Source organism: Paenibacillus sp., from assembly GCF_031177825.1.
Taxonomy (GTDB): Bacteria; Bacillota; Bacilli; order Paenibacillales; family YIM-B00363; genus Paenibacillus_AE.
In genome coordinates, this window is record NZ_JAPSKE010000007.1 from 1 (window position 1) to 16,335 (window position 16,335).

Genomic DNA, 16,335 nt, shown 5'->3' on the forward strand with positions numbered 1-16,335 from the left:
CCGAAGGTCGTAGGTTCAAATCCTGCCCCCGCAACCAATTCTTCATCGCGGAGCCGTGGTGTAGAGGCCTAACATGCCTGCCTGTCACGCAGGAGACCGCGGGTTCGAATCCCGTCGGCTCCGCCATCTTTACAGCAATACGAAACGCCGCTGTAGCTCAACTGGTAGAGCAACTGACTTGTAATCAGTAGGTTGGGGGTTCAAGTCCTCTCGGCGGCACCATGCTTTCATGGGGGATTAGCGAAGTGGCCAAACGCGGGAGACTGTAAATCTCTTCTCTTACGAGTTCGGTGGTTCGAATCCATCATCCCCCATTTCTCTTCGGAGATATGAGCCATTAGCTCAGTTGGTAGAGCACCTGACTTTTAATCAGGGTGTCGAAGGTTCGAGTCCTTCATGGCTCACTTTGTTTCGTTTGCGGTTGTGGTGGAATGGCAGACACGCTATCTTGAGGGGGTAGTGGGCGTACGCTCGTGGAGGTTCGAGTCCTCTCAACCGCATTAGATCCATGGCGCCATAGCCAAGCGGTAAGGCAGAGCTCTGCAAAAGCTCTATCCCTAGTTCGACTCTAGGTGGCGCCTCCAAATCGTTAAAATAACGGGACGTAGCTCAGCTTGGTAGAGCACCTGGTTTGGGACCAGGGGGTCGCATGTTCGAATCGTGTCGTCCCGATACTTATATAAAACGGATAGGCGAAGCTCTAGAGCTTTGCCTTTTCTGTATGTTCATACAGCTCGCGATTAACGCCGATTCCCCGAGCTTTGATAACCGCCCGTATCTACAGCATGATAGAAATTCCGAGGGGAATGGCTGTCGCAAACGCGCCGGCTAGGCGTGTCAACCAATGCCCGGGACCTCCCGGCGTTTATTCTTTTTCAAACTTAAGATTTGGGGTGAGGATAGTAACGGGTTGCCGGATCGTATCCATCGAGCGCCGCGACGGGGCCGTACGGCATGTCCGTTGCGAAGACAGAACGACAATCGAAGATCCAATGACATCGAAGCGGGTCTTCGAGGCGCTGCAAGAAGGAGGCGGCAAGGTGACATGCCGTTTCAGGAGACGTTCTAAACGCCTAGGTACGGCATCGTCACGGACAAGTTCGGGGTTACGTTCCACATCGCGACGGAAGCCGGCGCGCAATAAGATAACAGGGACAACGGAAAGACTGTCGAGGGAACCTCTCAGCAGTCTTACTTCGCTTGAGCCTTAAGCAAATCTTAATCTGTTCCTCACCTCCTCTTAAGAAAGAGCATGTACACTGAAGTGTATCGAAGACGAATCGACACCTAAGGGGGAACTTCATGATGAAACACGCCGCGCTCCGACTTGCTCTGCCGAAGAGCTACCATTGGCCGATGACCCCGAACATCCGGGCGAAGGCGGGAATCGTGATCGACGCGAAGAGCGGCGAAGCGCTGTTCGCGAAGGCGGCGAACCAACCCGTCTACCCGGCCAGCATGACGAAAATAATGACGACGCTGCTGTTGTTGGAGGCTTGCGCCGACGACGAGACGTTCGTTGTCGGCGACGAGATCCGGCAGCGGGAGGACGGCGAGAGCTCCGCCGGCCTGCTCGAGGGCGAAACGCGGACCGCGGGAAGCTTGGCCGAGGCTTTGATGCTGGCGTCCGGCAACGACGCGGCGCGGACGGTCGCCCGCCAGCTTGTCCGGAAGCATTGCGGGAAGACGCTGTCGGCGGAGCGCAGCATGGTCTATTTCGCCGAGCTGATGAACTGGAAGGCGCGGGAGCTCGGCGCGGCGAACACGCGGTTCGCCAACGCCCACGGGCTCCACGATCCTAACCATGTCTCCACGGCGGCCGACCTCGCGCGAATCGCGCGGCGGGCGATGCGGAACGAGCGGTTCCGCGAGCTCGCGGGCCGGAAGGTCGGCGCGGACGGGCGGTACCGCAACCGCAATCTGCTGCTTCAGCCGGACAGCCCGTTCTACGACGCCGCGGCCACGGGCCTGAAGACCGGCTTCACGAGCGCGGCGGGGTATTGCCTCGCGGCTTCGGCGAGCGCCGGAGGCGTCGAACTGATCGCGATCGTGCTTCGTTCGACGGAGGACGGTCGATGGACGGACGCGCGGAAGCTGCTGGACTACGGCTTCCGCCGCCGTCGAGGAATCGCGGCGCGGGATTGTCAAAACGGGAAGAAACGATTATTCTGAACTTGCCAATCCATGGGAAAGCAGGTTCCGAATGCCGATACCGAAGACTTTAAAGCATCGCCTCATTTTCCTCTTGCTGCTCTGTTCGTTGTTCCCCGTCGTCGTCATCGGAACGATGTCCCACTCGTCCATGTACTCCATGCTGCGGAACGAAGCGGAGAAGGGGGTGGCCGGCAACCTCCATCAAACCCGCCTCTCCTTCGAAAACACGTTAAGCCAGTTGAACCACGCATCGCAGCAGCTCGTCTTCGAGGGCGAGATCGGCCGCAAGCTGGACGCGTACTTGAGCGAAGCGGATATGTTCGAGAAGCGGCGGCTCAGCGAGGAGATCGAAAGCGAAATCAGCTTGATTCATTTCACGAATCCGACGCTCGGCGTCATCTTTTATTATTTGGCGGATAGGAACGAAGTGATCTTCGACAACGCTCCGCTGCACGCCGACTTCGACTTCTTCGAGCATCCGCTGCTGGCGGAGCAGCTGTACTTCACGTATTACGGTCCGCATGTGTCGATCAACCCGCTGGACGGCAACAAGGTGCTCTCCGTCGTGCGCAAGGTGGACATCCCGGCCCGCGACGACGTGTATTTGTACATGGAGACGGACTTCAAGCTGACGGACCGCATCTTAAGCACGGACGATATTTTCCGAGATACGTCGTACTTCTTCGTGGACAGCATGGACCGGATCGCGTACAGCGAGAAGGAGGCCGATTTTCCGACCGGGACGAGCCATCCTCCGCGTGCCGCCGGGGGCTCGGTCAAGAAGAAGGGCTATTATTTGTTCGAAGAAGCGAGCAACCAGTCGTGGCGCATCGTCGCCGCGGTGCCGGAAGAATCCTACAACCAAGCGATCCATCGGTGGGTGACGAAATTCGCCGTGCTCGCCGCGCTGTCCGTCACGGTCGGCTGCTTCCTGGCGTACATCATCTGGCGTATGGTCTACAAGCCGCTGCTTCAGCTCCAGCGGAACATCCGCCGCTTGAAGCACGGGCAAATGTCGGAGCCGCTCGACTTCACGTACCAGAAGGTGGTCGAATTTTCCGAAATCCATCGGGACTTCGCTTCGATGAAGCAGACGATCGACGAATTGATCGTCGACGTCGACCGCAACGCGCAGGCGAAGAAGCAGCTCGAGATCGAAAATTTGTTGTACAAGATCAATCCGCATTTCATCCACAACACGTTGGATACGATTCGTTGGTTGGCTCGGGTGAACGGTCATCACGAGACGGACCGGCTCGTGTCCGCGCTGAATCGGCTGCTGCATTACAATCTTGGCAAAGGACGGACCGCAACGATTCGTGAAGAAATGGAAGCGCTTAAAAACTATGTGATGCTGCAGGGCGTCCGCTACAACTTTACGTTCGACGTGCGGGTGAACGCGGCGAAGGAGCTGCTGGAGCTGCCCGTGCCGCGCTTCATCCTGCAGCCCTTGGTCGAGAATTCGATCTCCCACGGCCTCCGGAACAAGAGCGGCGGACAAGGCGTCATCGAGGTCATCGTAAGGGAAGAAGCCGGCTTCTCCGGCATCGTCATCGAGGTTCGGGATAACGGATACGGCATGACGGAGGAAGAAGCGAAGCTGTTGATGAGCGGCGAAGGCGAATATAACAGCAAGACGGGCATGGGCATCGGATGGCACTACGTACGGCGGATGCTGGAGCTGCAGTTCGCGGGAGAGGCGAGCATGCAGTTGTCCAGCAGTCTCGGCATGGGGACGGCCATTACGCTGCGGCTGCCGATCGAACGGAAGGAGGGACGACCGAATGTTGAACGTGATGGTCGTTGACGACGATTATTTGGTCCGGCAAGGTTTTATCCGCATCATGCCTTGGGAATCGTTCGGCATGAAGGTGGTATGCGAAGCGAGCGACGGGGCGGAGGCGCTGACGACGTTGAGCCGCCATGCGGTGGACGTGCTGATAACCGACTTGGCGATGCCGGTCATGTCGGGACTCGAGCTCATGAAGGAAGCGAAGGAACGGTATCCGCACCTACATATGGTCGTGCTGACCTTCCATCACGAGTTCGACTTGGTGCGGGACGCGCTCCGCCTCGGCGCGTTGGATTACATCACGAAGGTGGAGCTCGAACAGGATCAGATGGCCGTCATCCTGCAGCGCATCCGCGATCGGATCGGACAGCGGACGCCGCCCGGTCAGCAGAACGCGGAGGGCGGCGGCGCCCGGTACTTCGAAGATGACGCGGCGCTCGCGGCGTTCCGAACGAACGGCGCGGAGAAGGAGTGGAGCTTCGTCGATGCCGGCGGTGCGCCGGAAGGGAGTCCGGCCGAGGCGTCGGACCGTCATCCGATGGACGTTGTCCGGGTGCGATGGACGGGCGTGCGGGGGACGGAGAAGAAGGAGCTGCTCCAGAGGCTGCGCTTGTACGGGGAGCATGCGCTCTATTACGGCTGGGACGAAGAAGCGCGCGAATGCGAACTGCCCTCGGAGCTGCTGGCGGAGCAACGGCCGCCCGCGAAGGAGGAGACGATCCGGCTCGGCCTCGACTGGTGCAAGCTGTCGTGGATGACGGATCCGGTCGTCTTCGACCGGCTGCTGGAGGAGACGGCGAGGCTTCGGCTGCCGGCGGCGCAGCTGGAGCAGATGTTTTACATGGCCATCGAGGAATGGGCGAAGGTGTTCGATCCGGAATCGTTCCGCATCGATCCGGCGCATCGGCCGCATACGTGGAAGGGCTGGACGCGCTGGCTGAGCGGCGTCCGCCGCGCCGTGCTGAGCAAGGCCGACCGGCAGGCGTATTCGCTCGAGGTCATCGCGTGCGTGACGAAGGCGGTCGATCTGGTCAATCAGGACGTCAGAGCCGAAATTCAACTGCCCGACGTCGCGAAGAAGGTCGGCATGAGCCGCAGCTATTTCAGCCGATGCTTCCACGACATCGTCGGCGTCACCTTCCAGGAGTACATCCGGGACTCGCGCATTCGGCGCGCCAAGACGCTGCTGCTGTCGACGAATAAGTCGGTCGGCTGGATCGCGTCCGAATCCGGTTACCCGAACGAACGATATTTCAGCCGCGTGTTCCGGGACGTGACGGGGATGCTGCCGCGCGAGTACCGGAAGCAATCGGCGGCTCATGTCACGAATCGTCCGAAATAAAGTGCAACATCGTCTTCCGATCCTCCACCCGCGGCGCCGCAGAAGATGATTTGGTCGCGAATTGCGGATGCAGTGTGCCGTTCGGGGCGCAGATTTTCACTATAATGAAAATCGTATAAAGAAAGCGATTACAAAAAAGGAGGATCACAATGGTTCAACGTTCGTTCAAGGGGATGACGATGCTGCTGCTCCTGCTTTCCCTGATCGTCACGGCCTGCACTGGCAACAACGCGGGGAATCCGGAGGGAGCGTCGGGAGATCCGGCGCCGACCGCCGAAGCGGGAGGGAAGACGGCCGAGAAGCCGAAGGAGGAAGCGCCCGCGGCGGAGGCGATCGATCCGTACCGCATGCCGGAGCCCGCGACGTTCACCACCTTCAAGCACTTGGGCGCCGACGCCAAGCTGCCGGAAGGCGACACGGTGGAGGACAACCAGTATACGCGTTATTTGAAAGAGAAGGCGAATATCGAGGTCGAAATTTTATGGTACGCCTCGGGCAACGACTACGAACAGAAGTCGAAGCTCGCGATCGGCAGCGGCGACATCCCGGACGTCATGTTCGTCGACGAGCAGACGTTCAAGACGCTCGCGAACGCGGGGCAGCTGGAGGATCTGACCGAAGTATACGAAAAGTATAAGGCGCCGCTGACCGAAGAGCTGTACGCTTCGACGAACGGCATGGCGCTCGAGAAAGCGACGATCGACGGCAAGCTGCTCGCGATTCCGAACATCGCGGTTCAGGCGGACGCGCTCAGCATGGTGTGGGTGCGGCAGGACTGGCTCGACAAGCTCGGTCTCGAAGGACCGAAGACGGTGTCGGACGTCGAGAAGATCGCCAAAGCGTTCGTCGACAACAAGATGGGCGGCGACGGCACGATCGGCCTGACGGCCGGCACGTTGGACGCGCCGATGAAGGCGGGCCGCCACAATCTCAAAGGGCTGTTCGGCGCCTACAACGCTTACCCGGGCAACTGGGTCCGGGACGGCGCCGGCAATCTCGCCTACGGTTCGATTCTGCCGGAGACGAAAGCGGCGCTCGGCAAAATCCGCGACATGTACGCGGCCGGCCTCATCGACAAGGAATTCGCGATCCGCAAGGATACGGATCAGATGGTGATCTCCGGCAAAGCCGGCATGTTCTTCGGCCCGTGGTGGTCGGGCGGCATCGCGAGAGACACGTACGCGAACTTCCCGGACGCGAACTTCAAGGTGTACGCCGTCCACGACGACAAGGGCCAGCTGAACAACCTGCAGCTGCCCGTCAGCAGCCGATTCATGGTCGTTCGCAAAGGCATGAAACATCCGGAAGCGGCGATCGTGTACATCAACACGTACATTCGCTCGGAGCGCAAGGCCGAGCCGGACGCGCTCAAGCTGGACGCTACGATTTCGACGGAATTCTGGCCGATCGGCAACGGCACGTTCGACTACGCCGACGCGGTGGAGCGCAAATCCGACCTGTTGGCCGACGCGCTCGCGGGCAAGATCAAGCCGGAAGAGCTGAAGCCGGAAGTGAAGCTGCTGTACGACTTCGCGAAAGCCGACGAAGCCGCGCCTCGTAAAGATTTGGCCGGTTGGGGCCGCTTCTGGGGGTATACCGAGCCGGCGCAGCTGCTGAAGGTGCCGATGAACTCGCTTTACAACGAATTCACGACGACGACGAAGACGATGGAGCGCAAGTGGGCGAACCTGAAGAAGTTGGAAGAGGAATACTTCTACGCGATCGTCATGGGCAACCGCCCGCTCGACGACTTCGATAAGTTCGTATCGGAGTGGAAAGCGCAGGGCGGCGACGAAATTACGACCGAGGTGCAAGCGGAAGTGAAGTAAGGCGAAGGAACGGAGAGAGGAGCGCCGACGCGAGGCCGGTACTTGGCGGCGCTTCTCTTTTCTTTACCAAACGGAAGGCGGGCACAATCGATGAAGAGCTTCCAGAAGCATTTTCACCTCATGCTGCTGCCGGGCATGGCGCTGCTGATCGTATTTCATCTCGTGCCGATGTTCGGCGTCTTGATCGCGTTCCAAGACTTCAATATCGGCCTCGGGATTCGAAACTCTCCGTGGATCGGGCTCGAAAATTTCGAATATTTGTTTCAGATTCGGGACAGCAAGGTCATTTTCTATAATACGATCTTTATTTCCATGGGGAAAATTATCGCCGGCCTCGTCGTGCCGGTCACCTTCGCGATTCTGCTCAACGAGCTTCGCCTCGCGGCGTTCAAGCGGTGGGTGCAGACGATCGTCTATTTGCCGCACTTCTTGTCGTGGGTCATTCTCGCGGGAGTGATGATCGACATGCTGTCCATGGACGGCATCGTCAACAACGTTATCGGGCTGTTCGGCGGCGAGAGAATTATGTTCCTAGCAAGCAACGAATGGTTTCCATGGCTTATTATCGGCTCGGATACGTGGAAGGACTTCGGCTTCGCGGCGATCGTCTACCTCGCGGCGCTGGCGGGCATCGACCCGACCTTGTACGAAGCCGCCGACATCGACGGGGCGACGCGATTCCAGAAGATCGTCTATATCACGTTCCCGAACTTGGTGCCTACGATCATATTGCTGGCGACGCTCAGCATCGGAAATATATTGAACGCCGGATTCGATCAAATCTTCAACTTGTACAATCCGCTCGTATATCCGAGCGGCGACGTCATCGACACGTACGTATATCGGGTCGGGCTCGTCGAAGCGCAGTACGGCTTCGCGACGGCCGTCGGCTTGCTGAAGTCCGTAATCGGGTTCATCTTGATCATCATCTCGTACCGCTTGGCGTATCGCTACGCGAACTATCGAATTTTCTAGGAAGGGAGGTGCGGCTGGAACATGGTAAGAGATAAAACCTTCGCCGCCCGCGCCTGGGACGCGACGCTCGTGGCGCTCATGGCGGTCGTCTCCTTCCTGTCGCTGGCGCCGATCATTCATACGGTCGCGATCTCGTTCAGCAACATGGCGGCCGCGGCCGGCGGATTCGTGACGTTCTGGCCGGTCGGCTTCAATCTGGAATCTTACCGCAAGATCATCGTCGACCCGCACTTCGGGAACGCCTTCCTGGTGTCGGTGCAGCGCGTGCTGCTCGGCGGCGCGATCAACTTCGTCCTCACCGTGCTGATGGCGTACCCGTTGTCCCGAAGCCCGAAGGAATTCCGGACCCGGCATTATTACATGTGGTTTCTGCTGTTCACGATGCTGTTCAGCGGCGGCATGATTCCGCTGTACCTTGTCGTGAAATCCTTGGGCATGTTCAATACGCTGTGGGCGCTCGTGCTGCCGGGCGCGGTGCCGGTGTTCAACGTCGTCCTGCTCATGAACTTCTTCCGCAACTTGCCGAAGGAGCTCAGCGAAGCGGGCACGATCGACGGCGCGGGCCCGTGGTTCATGCTGCTGCGCGTCTTCCTGCCGCTGTCGCTGCCCGCGCTCGCCACCGTGACGCTGTTCAGCCTCGTCGGCCACTGGAACTCGTTCTTCGACGGGCTGATCTTCATGCGCAGCGTCGAGTCGTATCCGTTGCAGACGTACATTCAGCAGCTCGTCGTGCAGCTGTCGCCGGAATATCTCGATTCCACGAATCTCGAGCTGCTGGATAAGCTGTCGGACAAAACGCTGAACGCGGCGAAGATCATGGTATCGATGATTCCGATTCTGATCGTGTACCCGTTCCTGCAGCGGTATTTCATTCACGGCATCATGCTCGGCTCCGTGAAGGAGTAGCAGGATAGGCACCCTCTCTTTCGAGGGTGCTTTTTTTATGTTGGCGTCGCCCTTCGGAGGCGCTCTGGTCGCGAAAGGGATGGCGATCGCCGGATTATGGCTGTTCGAGGAGCCGACATGGCTGATGCCGCTGCGGTACTTGCCGTTCCTCTCGGGGAACGGCTGCGCGATCGCGCTGCTGTGGTTGTCGAGGAGGAGGAGGCCGTAGACCGGCCGCCTCGCAGGTATCCTTCCCGAGTCACGCCCGCTGCGTTCCGAGCCGCCTCGTCCGTTCCAGCCACTTGGCGCGCTGCTCCGGCGAGGACGGCTTCACCGGACCGATCTCGGTGACGCGAACCGGCTTGACGCCGCAAAACCCCAAGACGTTCTTCCTCATCACGTCGAGACCCGCTTGACGATATACCAAGCGGTTGTACCAGGAAGGGGTGTCCGACGTAACGATCATGCGGGCGGACTTGCCGACGAGCAGCTTATCCCATAACACGGAATCGGTCCGATATTTGAACGCGAATCCGGGCAAGAACACGCGATCGATAAAGCCTTTCAAGATCCCGGGCATCGCTCCCCACCAGCAGGGATAGACGAAGACGAGGTGGTCGGCCCAGCGAATCGACGCTTGCGCCGTCTTCAAATCTTCCTCTAATTCCGTTCTTCGGCGATAGCCGAATTTCAAATTCGGTTCGAACTCGAGCCGGCCGACATGAATGACGCGAACGTCGGCGTCGGCGTAATTCGCTCCCTCGACGTAAGCGCCGGCCAAAGCGGCGCAGAAGCTTTCCGGATCGGGATGTCCGTTGATGACGAGAACTTTCTTTTTCAAATCAGGTACTCCTCTCTCTCTTGGAACTGTACTCAGCATACGACTTTGACTATGATGGAGAAAATGACGGAACGCGCAGAAATGTTGCTGAATCGCGCAGAGAGGGGAGTCGATGCGTCATGAAACCCAATGGAGTGTCCGTTTCCATGGTGTATCCGATTTTGAAATCGGTCGAGCAGCAGGGGTTCGACTCGGAACGGTTTTGCCGGGAGGCGTCTTTCGACGCCGGACGGCTCCGAGATCCGGAGTCCCGCATCGATGTCGCGGAGTTGGAGCGGCTGATGCTCGCCGCGGCGGCGTTCACGGAGAACGCGTACTTCGGGTTGCATCAAGGGCTGCATACCGAAGCGGCCGATCTCGGCGTACTGGGGTACGTCATGATGCATTCCGGCACCGTCGGCGAGGCGCTCGAGGCGTACCGGCGATATAACGACATCCTATGCAGCGGCTTCAATCTGGAATGGGAGGCGCGGGGAGACGACATTCGGCTGCGGTTCGTCTTGTTGGGAACGATCGGACGCATGTCCCGGCATTGCGCGGAGGACATGGCGTCGTCGGTATACCGGCTGATGTGCGGGATGAGCAATCGTCGATTCCCCTTGCGGGAAGTGACGTTCGAGCACGCGGCCCCGGGGGAAGCGGCGCCGTACTTGTCCGTCTTCGGGAGAGCGCCGCGGTTCGGCGGGGACGAGAACGCGATTCGATTCCACAAGGACGTAATGGCTCTCCCGATTTTGTACGCCGACGCCAGACTTCGGCACATGTTCGAATCGGTCGCGGCGCGGACGTTGGAGACGCTGACGAAGGGCCGGACGTTGTCCGACGCGGTCTTCAGGCGGATGCTGGAATGCATGCCCGCGTCCTTCCCGACGCTCCAGGAGACGGCCGCCTCGTTCCATATGAGCGCGCGATCGTTCCAGCTAAAGCTGAGGGAAGAAGGAACGTCTTATAACGGGCTTGCCGCCGCTGTTCGGAAGGAGCTGGCCGAGGGCTACTTGAGCCAGCCGGAACATTCGGTGGGGGACGTCGCCTATTTGCTCCGCTTCTCCGAGCTGAGCGCGTTCCAGAACGCATTCAAGAAGTGGACGGGGGTTACGCCCGGCCAGTTCCGGGCAAGCCTGCGAGCGGAGAACGGATCGGGTTCGGGGACGCTGCCGGGAGCGGCCGCGCGCCGGTAATGCGGACAGAAGGCATGGCACGGCCTTCGCCGGAGCGCGACGTTGTGCTACAATGCCCGTATCGACGATGGAGGCAATGATGCGAAGATGACACCGATGAACGACGAACAGCTGGAGAAAATCCGGAACGACCGGAGACAACAAATTATTTCGGCCGCGCTCAGGACGTTCGCCGAGAACGGCATCCGGCTGACGAAGATCGGCATGATCGCGGCGGAAGCGGGCGTCAGCCACGGACTCGTATATCATTATTTCGAATCCAAGGAAGAAGTGCTGCACGAGAGCCTTGCATGGGCGATGGAAGGCGCGGACGAACTGTTCCGGGAAGTCCGGGCGTTGCCGTTGACTCCGCTGGAGAAGGTGAAGACGTTCGTGAAGTTCGCGCTGACGGAAGGGAACAGCGACGTATTTCGCGTCATTCAACACGTTACGCGGTTCGGCGGCGCGCCGGAGAAGACGATGAAGATGATCCGGCAGGGATCCGAGGTGTACGCGAAGGAGCTGTTCCCTCTGATTGCGGCGGGACAAGCGGACGGTTCGGTCGTCGAGGGAGATCCTCAAGAGTTGCTTGAGCTGCTGCTGACCGTCCTCTCGGGGGTGCTGATGGAGGGAGACCGGGAGTGGTGGAGCCGAAATCTCGACCGCAAGGTCGATCTATTGCTGCGGATGCTCGCCGCGAGGTGAACAAGCTTCTCTGTTCGACGAAAATAAAGTATTAGATGTCCGACATCCTGGACCGATACGGCGTTGATAATTTAAACGATAAAAAGGAACTCGTAGTTACTGCGGCAGCTCCGCATGGCAATAAAGCGATATTTGAAAAGCTCATCGCCCACGGTGCGGATCTTCACGCTCGGAATCATGTGAAATCATCAGCCGTTTGGCGAGCCCTTGCCTTTCAAAATTATGAGGGTGTGCGTGCTTTGCTTGAGTTGGGTTTCGATATGAATCACACGGTGGAGAAAAAACTTCTAATAAAACTTGACTTTGACACTAGTGTCATACTTTATGATGAACTTAAATTAGTTAGAAGTAAGGGAGGTGCAGCTTTGAAAATAAGTCAAATAGCCAAAATGACCGGGATCAGTTCTCGATCCTTACGGCATTATGAGAAAAAGGGGTTAATATCTGTTTCTCGTCTTGACAATAATTATCGCGAGTTCGATGATTCGATTATCGAAGCTATTAATACGATCCAACTATACCTTAACTTAGGTCTAACCACCGACCAGATTAAAGATATTCTGCATTGCCCTGAGAATCTAAGGTACGATAAGAAAGAAGACGAGTATTGCGAAGCGTTGTTGCAGATATACGAAACCAAGCTAAACGATGTGATTCGGCAAAGAAAGGCATTGGATGAGGCGCAAGTCCGGTTGGAAAAACAAATCTACCTCATGAAAGAAAATCGGGATAAGTGGGTACCCGTTGAAGAGGATGAACAATGACAATATTAGTAACGGGAGCAACAGGAAATGTCGGTCGTCAGATAGTCAACCAGCTTCTTGAGTCTGGCCATCATGTGCGCGCACTCACGCGCAACCCGTCAACGGCTAAGCTACCCGAAGGGGTGGAGGTCGTGTATGGCGACCTTACAGAGCCAAAGACTCTTGCGCCTGCGCTGAACGGCGTTACCGGTATACACTTGATCACTTTCAATAGTGACGGTTACACCCCGCTGCAAACCGGACCCGAGATTGTTGAACTGGCTCAAAAGGCAGGGGTGCGGCGAGTCACGGTTTTATGGAATGGCGAGAATGGACCTGTGGAGAGAGCCATGGAAGCCAGTGCCCTCGGTTGGACCTTTCTCCAGCCTGTCGAGTTTATGTCCAATGCGCTTGGGTGGGCAGAGTCTATCCGCTTGGAAGGTATTGTCCGGGAGCCATACGGTAACTCACCCAGTGCTATGATCCACGTTGCCGACATCGCTGACGTAGCGGTAGCCGCATTAGTCGGTGATAGCCACGCCGGAAAAACCTACACCCTGACTGGTCCAGAGGTACTGACAGTGTTCGATAAGGTTCGGATTCTCAGCGCGGCGATCGGCAGGGATATCCGGTTTGTCGAGCTCACCGAAGATCAGGCACGCGAACGTATGCGGGAACAGGGAGCGCCAGGGGACGCCATCGATTTCGTCTTAGGATGGTATGCCAACCCTCCAAAATCTGCGTATACAGTGGTTCCAACCGTCGAGCAGGTAACTGGTCATCCAGCACGAACCTTCGCACAATGGGCGTCAGAAAACGTGCAATATTTTAAAAACCCATAAATGAGGCTTTCCAAAGCAGCAACGGATTCGCTAGTTCGACATAAACCGCGGCAGTCTAGGACATTATTTCCCGTCCTTGCCTGACGCGGTTTCGTTTTTTTGGAACGCGAAATTATTTAAATTAATAGACGGCTGCCCCTGGCTCTTTCACATTGAGTGCCAGTAATAATGGGGTTACCTCCCCTTGGTACAATGGGATACATCAAATTTTCCGGATCAATGCTATGACTTTGAGACTCAATTCTTCTTCTGTTAAACAATGCATGGCCAATCTCGTGCGCGAGTATATTTTGATGCCTAAGCCCCTGAAGCGTAAGCCAAATCACTATGATATAATCAGTGTCACTTCCATACGAAGTCGTTGCACCTAACTGGCCGCCTTCAAATATAGTTCCGGAGCTAAAACAATGAAAACACGCGGTTGATTGTTTATTCTTCTAAGGCTGTACAATTGATTCATAATAGATAACATTTCCCGATTAGGATTATAATTTAATACTTTAATACAGTTTCTTCTGCACACTTGTGTTCCCATGTTTTCATTGACCAATTGAATTTGACATTTCTCTCTCCAAAGTGCGCCTGCAATATTTATTCTAGACCGGAGTTCACTCCTCATAGCTTCAAGGTTCACACCAGTGCCCCAGAGAATTGTGGAACGAACGTTGAGTCGTCTTAGTGGCATTGTTTGTGTGGAGGAGTATTCGCGTGGTAATTTTCGTGTTTTTCTTTTTCTTGTTTTTCGAGAAGGACCACGAGGTTGTTTCTTATTTGTTCTTGGGAGTTTTGTCGTGTTCTGCAAATCTACCAACTCCAATTAGATTTTCCAACAGCATATGCTTCCTCCCGTCGAACCTGTGTTAGGTGCTAGTATAATATCGGTTATTTTGCAAAACCAGTTCCCCTTGCAAAATGTAAATAGCGTCAAGTCCTAGATGGTCATTTTACATTTACTTGCTTTTTAGACAGAGCAGAACGGGTAAGGTACGCTGATGCAGGCGGGGGGTAAAGGTGAAACGATGGCCTAAAGGTCGGTCTTACATCGGACGGTACGGTGACGGCTGTGGGTCGAAATAATGAAGACCAATGCAATATAAGCGGTTGGCGCGGCATCCAACTACCCGGCAATTAGTTTTCAATATTAATTTTTTTTAGTCCGAAGCTACCGCTGTTTGTCTAACACTTGAATTGGATCAACACATCAAGGCTTATATTGTTCACAGCACATTCGCCACATTCCCGTTGACAAAGCGAGGGTTTCCCCTTACTCTAATATTGACTGAACGGATCAATCAACGAAAGAGGAGGCAACGATGATGATGAACGACGCCATCATTACCGTGCAAGGGTTGAAGAAACGGTATGGACCACGGACCGTGCTCGACGGGATCGACTTCGTCGTGCGGCGAGGCACGATCTTTGCGCTGCTCGGGGAGAACGGCGCCGGCAAGACGACGACGGTCCGCGCGCTGACGACGCTGCTTCAGCCGGATTCGGGCGCCGCCGCGGTCGGAGGATACGATTGCGTGCGACAGGCAGCCCAGGTTCGCGGCATCGTCAGCTTGACGGGGCAATTCGCGGCCGTCGACGAGCTGTTGACGGGGCGGGAAAACTTGCGGATGATGGGGCGCCTGTATCGGCTCGATCGCCGGACCGCGAACGAGCGCGCGGAGCGGCTTCTCGAGCGGTTCGGCTTGACGGAGGCGGCCGACGCCCTCGCGAAGACGTACTCCGGCGGCATGCGGCGCAAGCTCGACATCGCGGTCAGCCTGCTCGCGGATCCGCAGGTGCTCTTCCTCGACGAGCCGACGACGGGATTGGATCCGCGAAGCCGCTTGCAGTTGTGGGAGATGATTACCGAGCTGGCGCGCGGCGGGATGACGGTGTTCTTGACGACGCAATATTTGGAGGAGGCGGAGCGGCTCGCCGATCGCATCGCGGTCGTGCACGGCGGTCGGATCGCGGCCGAGGGAACGGCGGAAGAACTGAAGCGGCTCGTCGGCGGCGGGCGGATCGAGCTGTCGTTCCGATCCGAGGCGGAAGCGGCGGGCGCGGCGCGGCTCTTGAACGGCTGCGTCGAAGAGCGCGGCGTCGGCGTTCCCGTATCGCCGGAAGGGTCTTCGTTCGAGGAGCTGCGGCTCGCCCTCAATCTGCTGCATGATTACGGACTGGAGCCGACGGGCGTAGAGATCAGGAAGCCGACGCTGGACGACGTCTTCCTTGGACTGACCGGCGACGCGCGGAAGGAGATGGCGGGATGACGACGTTATTTTCGGGATGGGCTCAGACGCTGCAGGACGGATGGACGTTGTTCCTTCGGCTGACGAGGCACACGCTTCGCAATCCGGAGACGTTGGCGATCGGCGTCCTGCTGCCGGTCATCTTGATGCTCATGTTCGTCTTCGTCTTCGGGGGCGCGATCGCTACCGGCACGGAATACGTCAATTATGTCGTTCCCGGCATCATCGTGACCTGCGTCGGCTACGGCACGTCGATGACGGCGACGAGCGTCAATCTCGATATGACCGGCGGCATGTACGAACGGCTGCGCGCGATGCCGGTCCGCCCGGTCTCCTTGCTGCTCGGGCATGTCGCGAACAGCCTCGTGCGCAACGGGATCGGCGCCGTCTTGGTGTTTCTCGTCGCGCTGGCCGTCGGCTTCCGCCCTTCGGCGGGCTGGGCCGAATGGCTGGGCGTCGCGCTGTTCCTCGGCTTGTTCTTCCTCGCCGTCTGCTGGCTGGCCGTCCTCTTCGGTTTGCTGGCGGGTTCCGCGGAGACGGCCGGCGCTTTTGCCTTCTTCATTATGTTCCTGCCGTATGTGAGCAGCGCGTTCGTCCCGACGGAGACGATGCCTTCGTGGCTCCGCGCCTTCGCCGAATATCAGCCGGTGACGCCGCTGATCGAGACGCTGCGCGGCTTGCTCGTCGGCGGCGGCGCCGCCGACTCCGACGCGCGGGCGGCCGCGGCGTGGTTCGGCATCCTGCTGCTTGCGTCGTTCGCGGCGGCGACGTACGTCTTCGCGCGGAAGCGATAAATCACGTGTGTCTGTCGAATATTGCCGAGGAAATAA

General features: G+C 57.7%; 14 protein-coding genes and 7 tRNA genes. 20 read left to right on the forward strand and 1 reads right to left on the reverse strand.

Annotation, left to right across the window (positions count from 1 at the left end; translation table 11 throughout):
- The first annotated feature begins 49 nt into the window (after positions 1-49).
- The 14 genes from RIN49_RS10145 (at position 50) to RIN49_RS10215 (ending at position 9,206) form a co-directional block, all read left to right on the forward strand.
- Positions 50-126 (forward strand) — tRNA-Asp (locus RIN49_RS10145).
- A 20-nt stretch (positions 127-146) separates the two neighbouring features.
- Positions 147-222, forward strand: a tRNA-Thr gene (locus RIN49_RS10150).
- 9 nt (positions 223-231) lie between these two features.
- Positions 232-314: transfer RNA gene (locus RIN49_RS10155), tRNA-Tyr, on the forward strand.
- A gap of 17 nt (positions 315-331) precedes the next feature.
- Positions 332-404: transfer RNA gene (locus RIN49_RS10160), tRNA-Lys, on the forward strand.
- Between the two features lie 13 nt (positions 405-417).
- Positions 418-500: transfer RNA gene (locus RIN49_RS10165), tRNA-Leu, on the forward strand.
- Positions 501-510: 10 nt separating this feature from the next.
- A tRNA-Cys gene (locus RIN49_RS10170) sits at positions 511-584 on the forward strand.
- A 14-nt stretch (positions 585-598) separates the two neighbouring features.
- Positions 599-672 (forward strand) — tRNA-Pro (locus RIN49_RS10175).
- Positions 673-1,302: 630 nt separating this feature from the next.
- Entirely contained in the window at positions 1,303-2,172 is an 870-nt protein-coding gene (locus RIN49_RS10185; protein WP_309120064.1) for a D-alanyl-D-alanine carboxypeptidase family protein, read from the forward strand.
- Positions 2,173-2,203: 31 nt separating this feature from the next.
- On the forward strand, positions 2,204-3,961 hold the full coding sequence (locus tag RIN49_RS10190) for a sensor histidine kinase (protein ID WP_309120065.1): 1,758 nt from the start codon (positions 2,204-2,206) through the stop codon (positions 3,959-3,961).
- The gene (locus RIN49_RS10195; RefSeq protein WP_309120066.1) at positions 3,939-5,288 is read left to right on the forward strand and encodes a helix-turn-helix domain-containing protein; all 1,350 of its coding nucleotides are present in this window, start codon (positions 3,939-3,941) and stop codon (positions 5,286-5,288) included. Before RIN49_RS10190 ends, RIN49_RS10195 begins: the two co-directional genes overlap by 23 nt.
- A gap of 149 nt (positions 5,289-5,437) precedes the next feature.
- Positions 5,438-7,117 (forward strand): extracellular solute-binding protein, encoded by a 1,680-nt coding sequence (locus RIN49_RS10200; RefSeq protein ID WP_309120067.1) that lies wholly within the window; start codon positions 5,438-5,440, stop codon positions 7,115-7,117.
- A 90-nt stretch (positions 7,118-7,207) separates the two neighbouring features.
- The gene (locus RIN49_RS10205) at positions 7,208-8,092 is read left to right on the forward strand and encodes an ABC transporter permease (RefSeq protein ID WP_309120068.1); all 885 of its coding nucleotides are present in this window, start codon (positions 7,208-7,210) and stop codon (positions 8,090-8,092) included.
- Positions 8,093-8,113: 21 nt separating this feature from the next.
- A complete protein-coding gene (locus RIN49_RS10210) occupies positions 8,114-8,998 on the forward strand; it encodes a carbohydrate ABC transporter permease (RefSeq protein WP_309120069.1) in 885 nt (294 codons plus the stop codon).
- Positions 8,999-9,035: 37 nt separating this feature from the next.
- On the forward strand, positions 9,036-9,206 hold the full coding sequence (locus RIN49_RS10215; RefSeq protein WP_309120070.1) for a DUF5957 family protein: 171 nt from the start codon (positions 9,036-9,038) through the stop codon (positions 9,204-9,206).
- A 30-nt stretch (positions 9,207-9,236) separates the two neighbouring features.
- Here the strand turns inward: RIN49_RS10215 and RIN49_RS10220 are convergent, their stop codons facing one another.
- A complete protein-coding gene (locus RIN49_RS10220) occupies positions 9,237-9,818 on the reverse strand; it encodes an NAD(P)H-dependent oxidoreductase (RefSeq protein WP_309120071.1) in 582 nt (193 codons plus the stop codon).
- Positions 9,819-9,937: 119 nt separating this feature from the next.
- On the opposite strand from RIN49_RS10220, the gene RIN49_RS10225 reads away from it, so the two are divergent.
- The 6 genes from RIN49_RS10225 (at position 9,938) to RIN49_RS10255 (ending at position 16,299) form a co-directional block, all read left to right on the forward strand.
- Positions 9,938-10,996, forward strand: coding sequence for an AraC family transcriptional regulator (locus RIN49_RS10225; protein ID WP_309120072.1), 1,059 nt, complete (start codon positions 9,938-9,940; stop codon positions 10,994-10,996).
- An 87-nt stretch (positions 10,997-11,083) separates the two neighbouring features.
- Positions 11,084-11,680, forward strand: coding sequence for a TetR/AcrR family transcriptional regulator (locus RIN49_RS10230; RefSeq protein WP_309120073.1), 597 nt, complete (start codon positions 11,084-11,086; stop codon positions 11,678-11,680).
- Positions 11,681-11,715: 35 nt separating this feature from the next.
- Positions 11,716-12,444 carry a MerR family transcriptional regulator gene (locus RIN49_RS10235; RefSeq protein WP_309120074.1) on the forward strand — a complete coding sequence of 243 codons (729 nt, stop codon included), beginning with the start codon at positions 11,716-11,718 and terminating at the stop codon, positions 12,442-12,444.
- Complete coding sequence (locus RIN49_RS10240) at positions 12,441-13,265, forward strand: NAD(P)H-binding protein (protein WP_309120075.1); 825 nt, start codon at positions 12,441-12,443, stop codon at positions 13,263-13,265. Before RIN49_RS10235 ends, RIN49_RS10240 begins: the two co-directional genes overlap by 4 nt.
- Positions 13,266-14,578: 1,313 nt before the next feature.
- Positions 14,579-15,526: an ATP-binding cassette domain-containing protein gene (locus RIN49_RS10250; RefSeq protein ID WP_309120076.1), complete on the forward strand. Its 948-nt coding sequence runs from the start codon at positions 14,579-14,581 to the stop codon at positions 15,524-15,526.
- Positions 15,523-16,299, forward strand: a complete 777-nt coding sequence (locus RIN49_RS10255; RefSeq protein WP_309120077.1) for an ABC transporter permease — start codon at positions 15,523-15,525, stop codon at positions 16,297-16,299. Before RIN49_RS10250 ends, RIN49_RS10255 begins: the two co-directional genes overlap by 4 nt.
- The last annotated feature ends 36 nt before the right edge of the window (positions 16,300-16,335 follow it).

What these genes read in the sequence shown, in the direction of transcription:
- RIN49_RS10210 (WP_309120069.1), top strand. Translation starts at nt 8,114, where the DNA reads ATGGTAAGAGATAAAACCTTCGCCGCCCGCGCCTGGGACGCGACGCTC.
- RIN49_RS10205 (WP_309120068.1), top strand. Translation starts at nt 7,208, where the DNA reads ATGAAGAGCTTCCAGAAGCATTTTCACCTCATGCTGCTGCCGGGCATG.
- RIN49_RS10200 (WP_309120067.1), top strand. Translation starts at nt 5,438, where the DNA reads ATGGTTCAACGTTCGTTCAAGGGGATGACGATGCTGCTGCTCCTGCTT.
- RIN49_RS10230 (WP_309120073.1), top strand. Translation starts at nt 11,084, where the DNA reads ATGACACCGATGAACGACGAACAGCTGGAGAAAATCCGGAACGACCGG.
- RIN49_RS10190 (WP_309120065.1), top strand. Translation starts at nt 2,204, where the DNA reads ATGCCGATACCGAAGACTTTAAAGCATCGCCTCATTTTCCTCTTGCTG.
- RIN49_RS10240 (WP_309120075.1), top strand. Translation starts at nt 12,441, where the DNA reads ATGACAATATTAGTAACGGGAGCAACAGGAAATGTCGGTCGTCAGATA.
- RIN49_RS10235 (WP_309120074.1), top strand. Translation starts at nt 11,716, where the DNA reads ATGTCCGACATCCTGGACCGATACGGCGTTGATAATTTAAACGATAAA.
- RIN49_RS10185 (WP_309120064.1), top strand. Translation starts at nt 1,303, where the DNA reads ATGATGAAACACGCCGCGCTCCGACTTGCTCTGCCGAAGAGCTACCAT.
- RIN49_RS10195 (WP_309120066.1), top strand. Translation starts at nt 3,939, where the DNA reads ATGTTGAACGTGATGGTCGTTGACGACGATTATTTGGTCCGGCAAGGT.
- RIN49_RS10255 (WP_309120077.1), top strand. Translation starts at nt 15,523, where the DNA reads ATGACGACGTTATTTTCGGGATGGGCTCAGACGCTGCAGGACGGATGG.
- RIN49_RS10215 (WP_309120070.1), top strand. Translation starts at nt 9,036, where the DNA reads ATGTTGGCGTCGCCCTTCGGAGGCGCTCTGGTCGCGAAAGGGATGGCG.
- RIN49_RS10225 (WP_309120072.1), top strand. Translation starts at nt 9,938, where the DNA reads ATGAAACCCAATGGAGTGTCCGTTTCCATGGTGTATCCGATTTTGAAA.
- RIN49_RS10250 (WP_309120076.1), top strand. Translation starts at nt 14,579, where the DNA reads ATGATGATGAACGACGCCATCATTACCGTGCAAGGGTTGAAGAAACGG.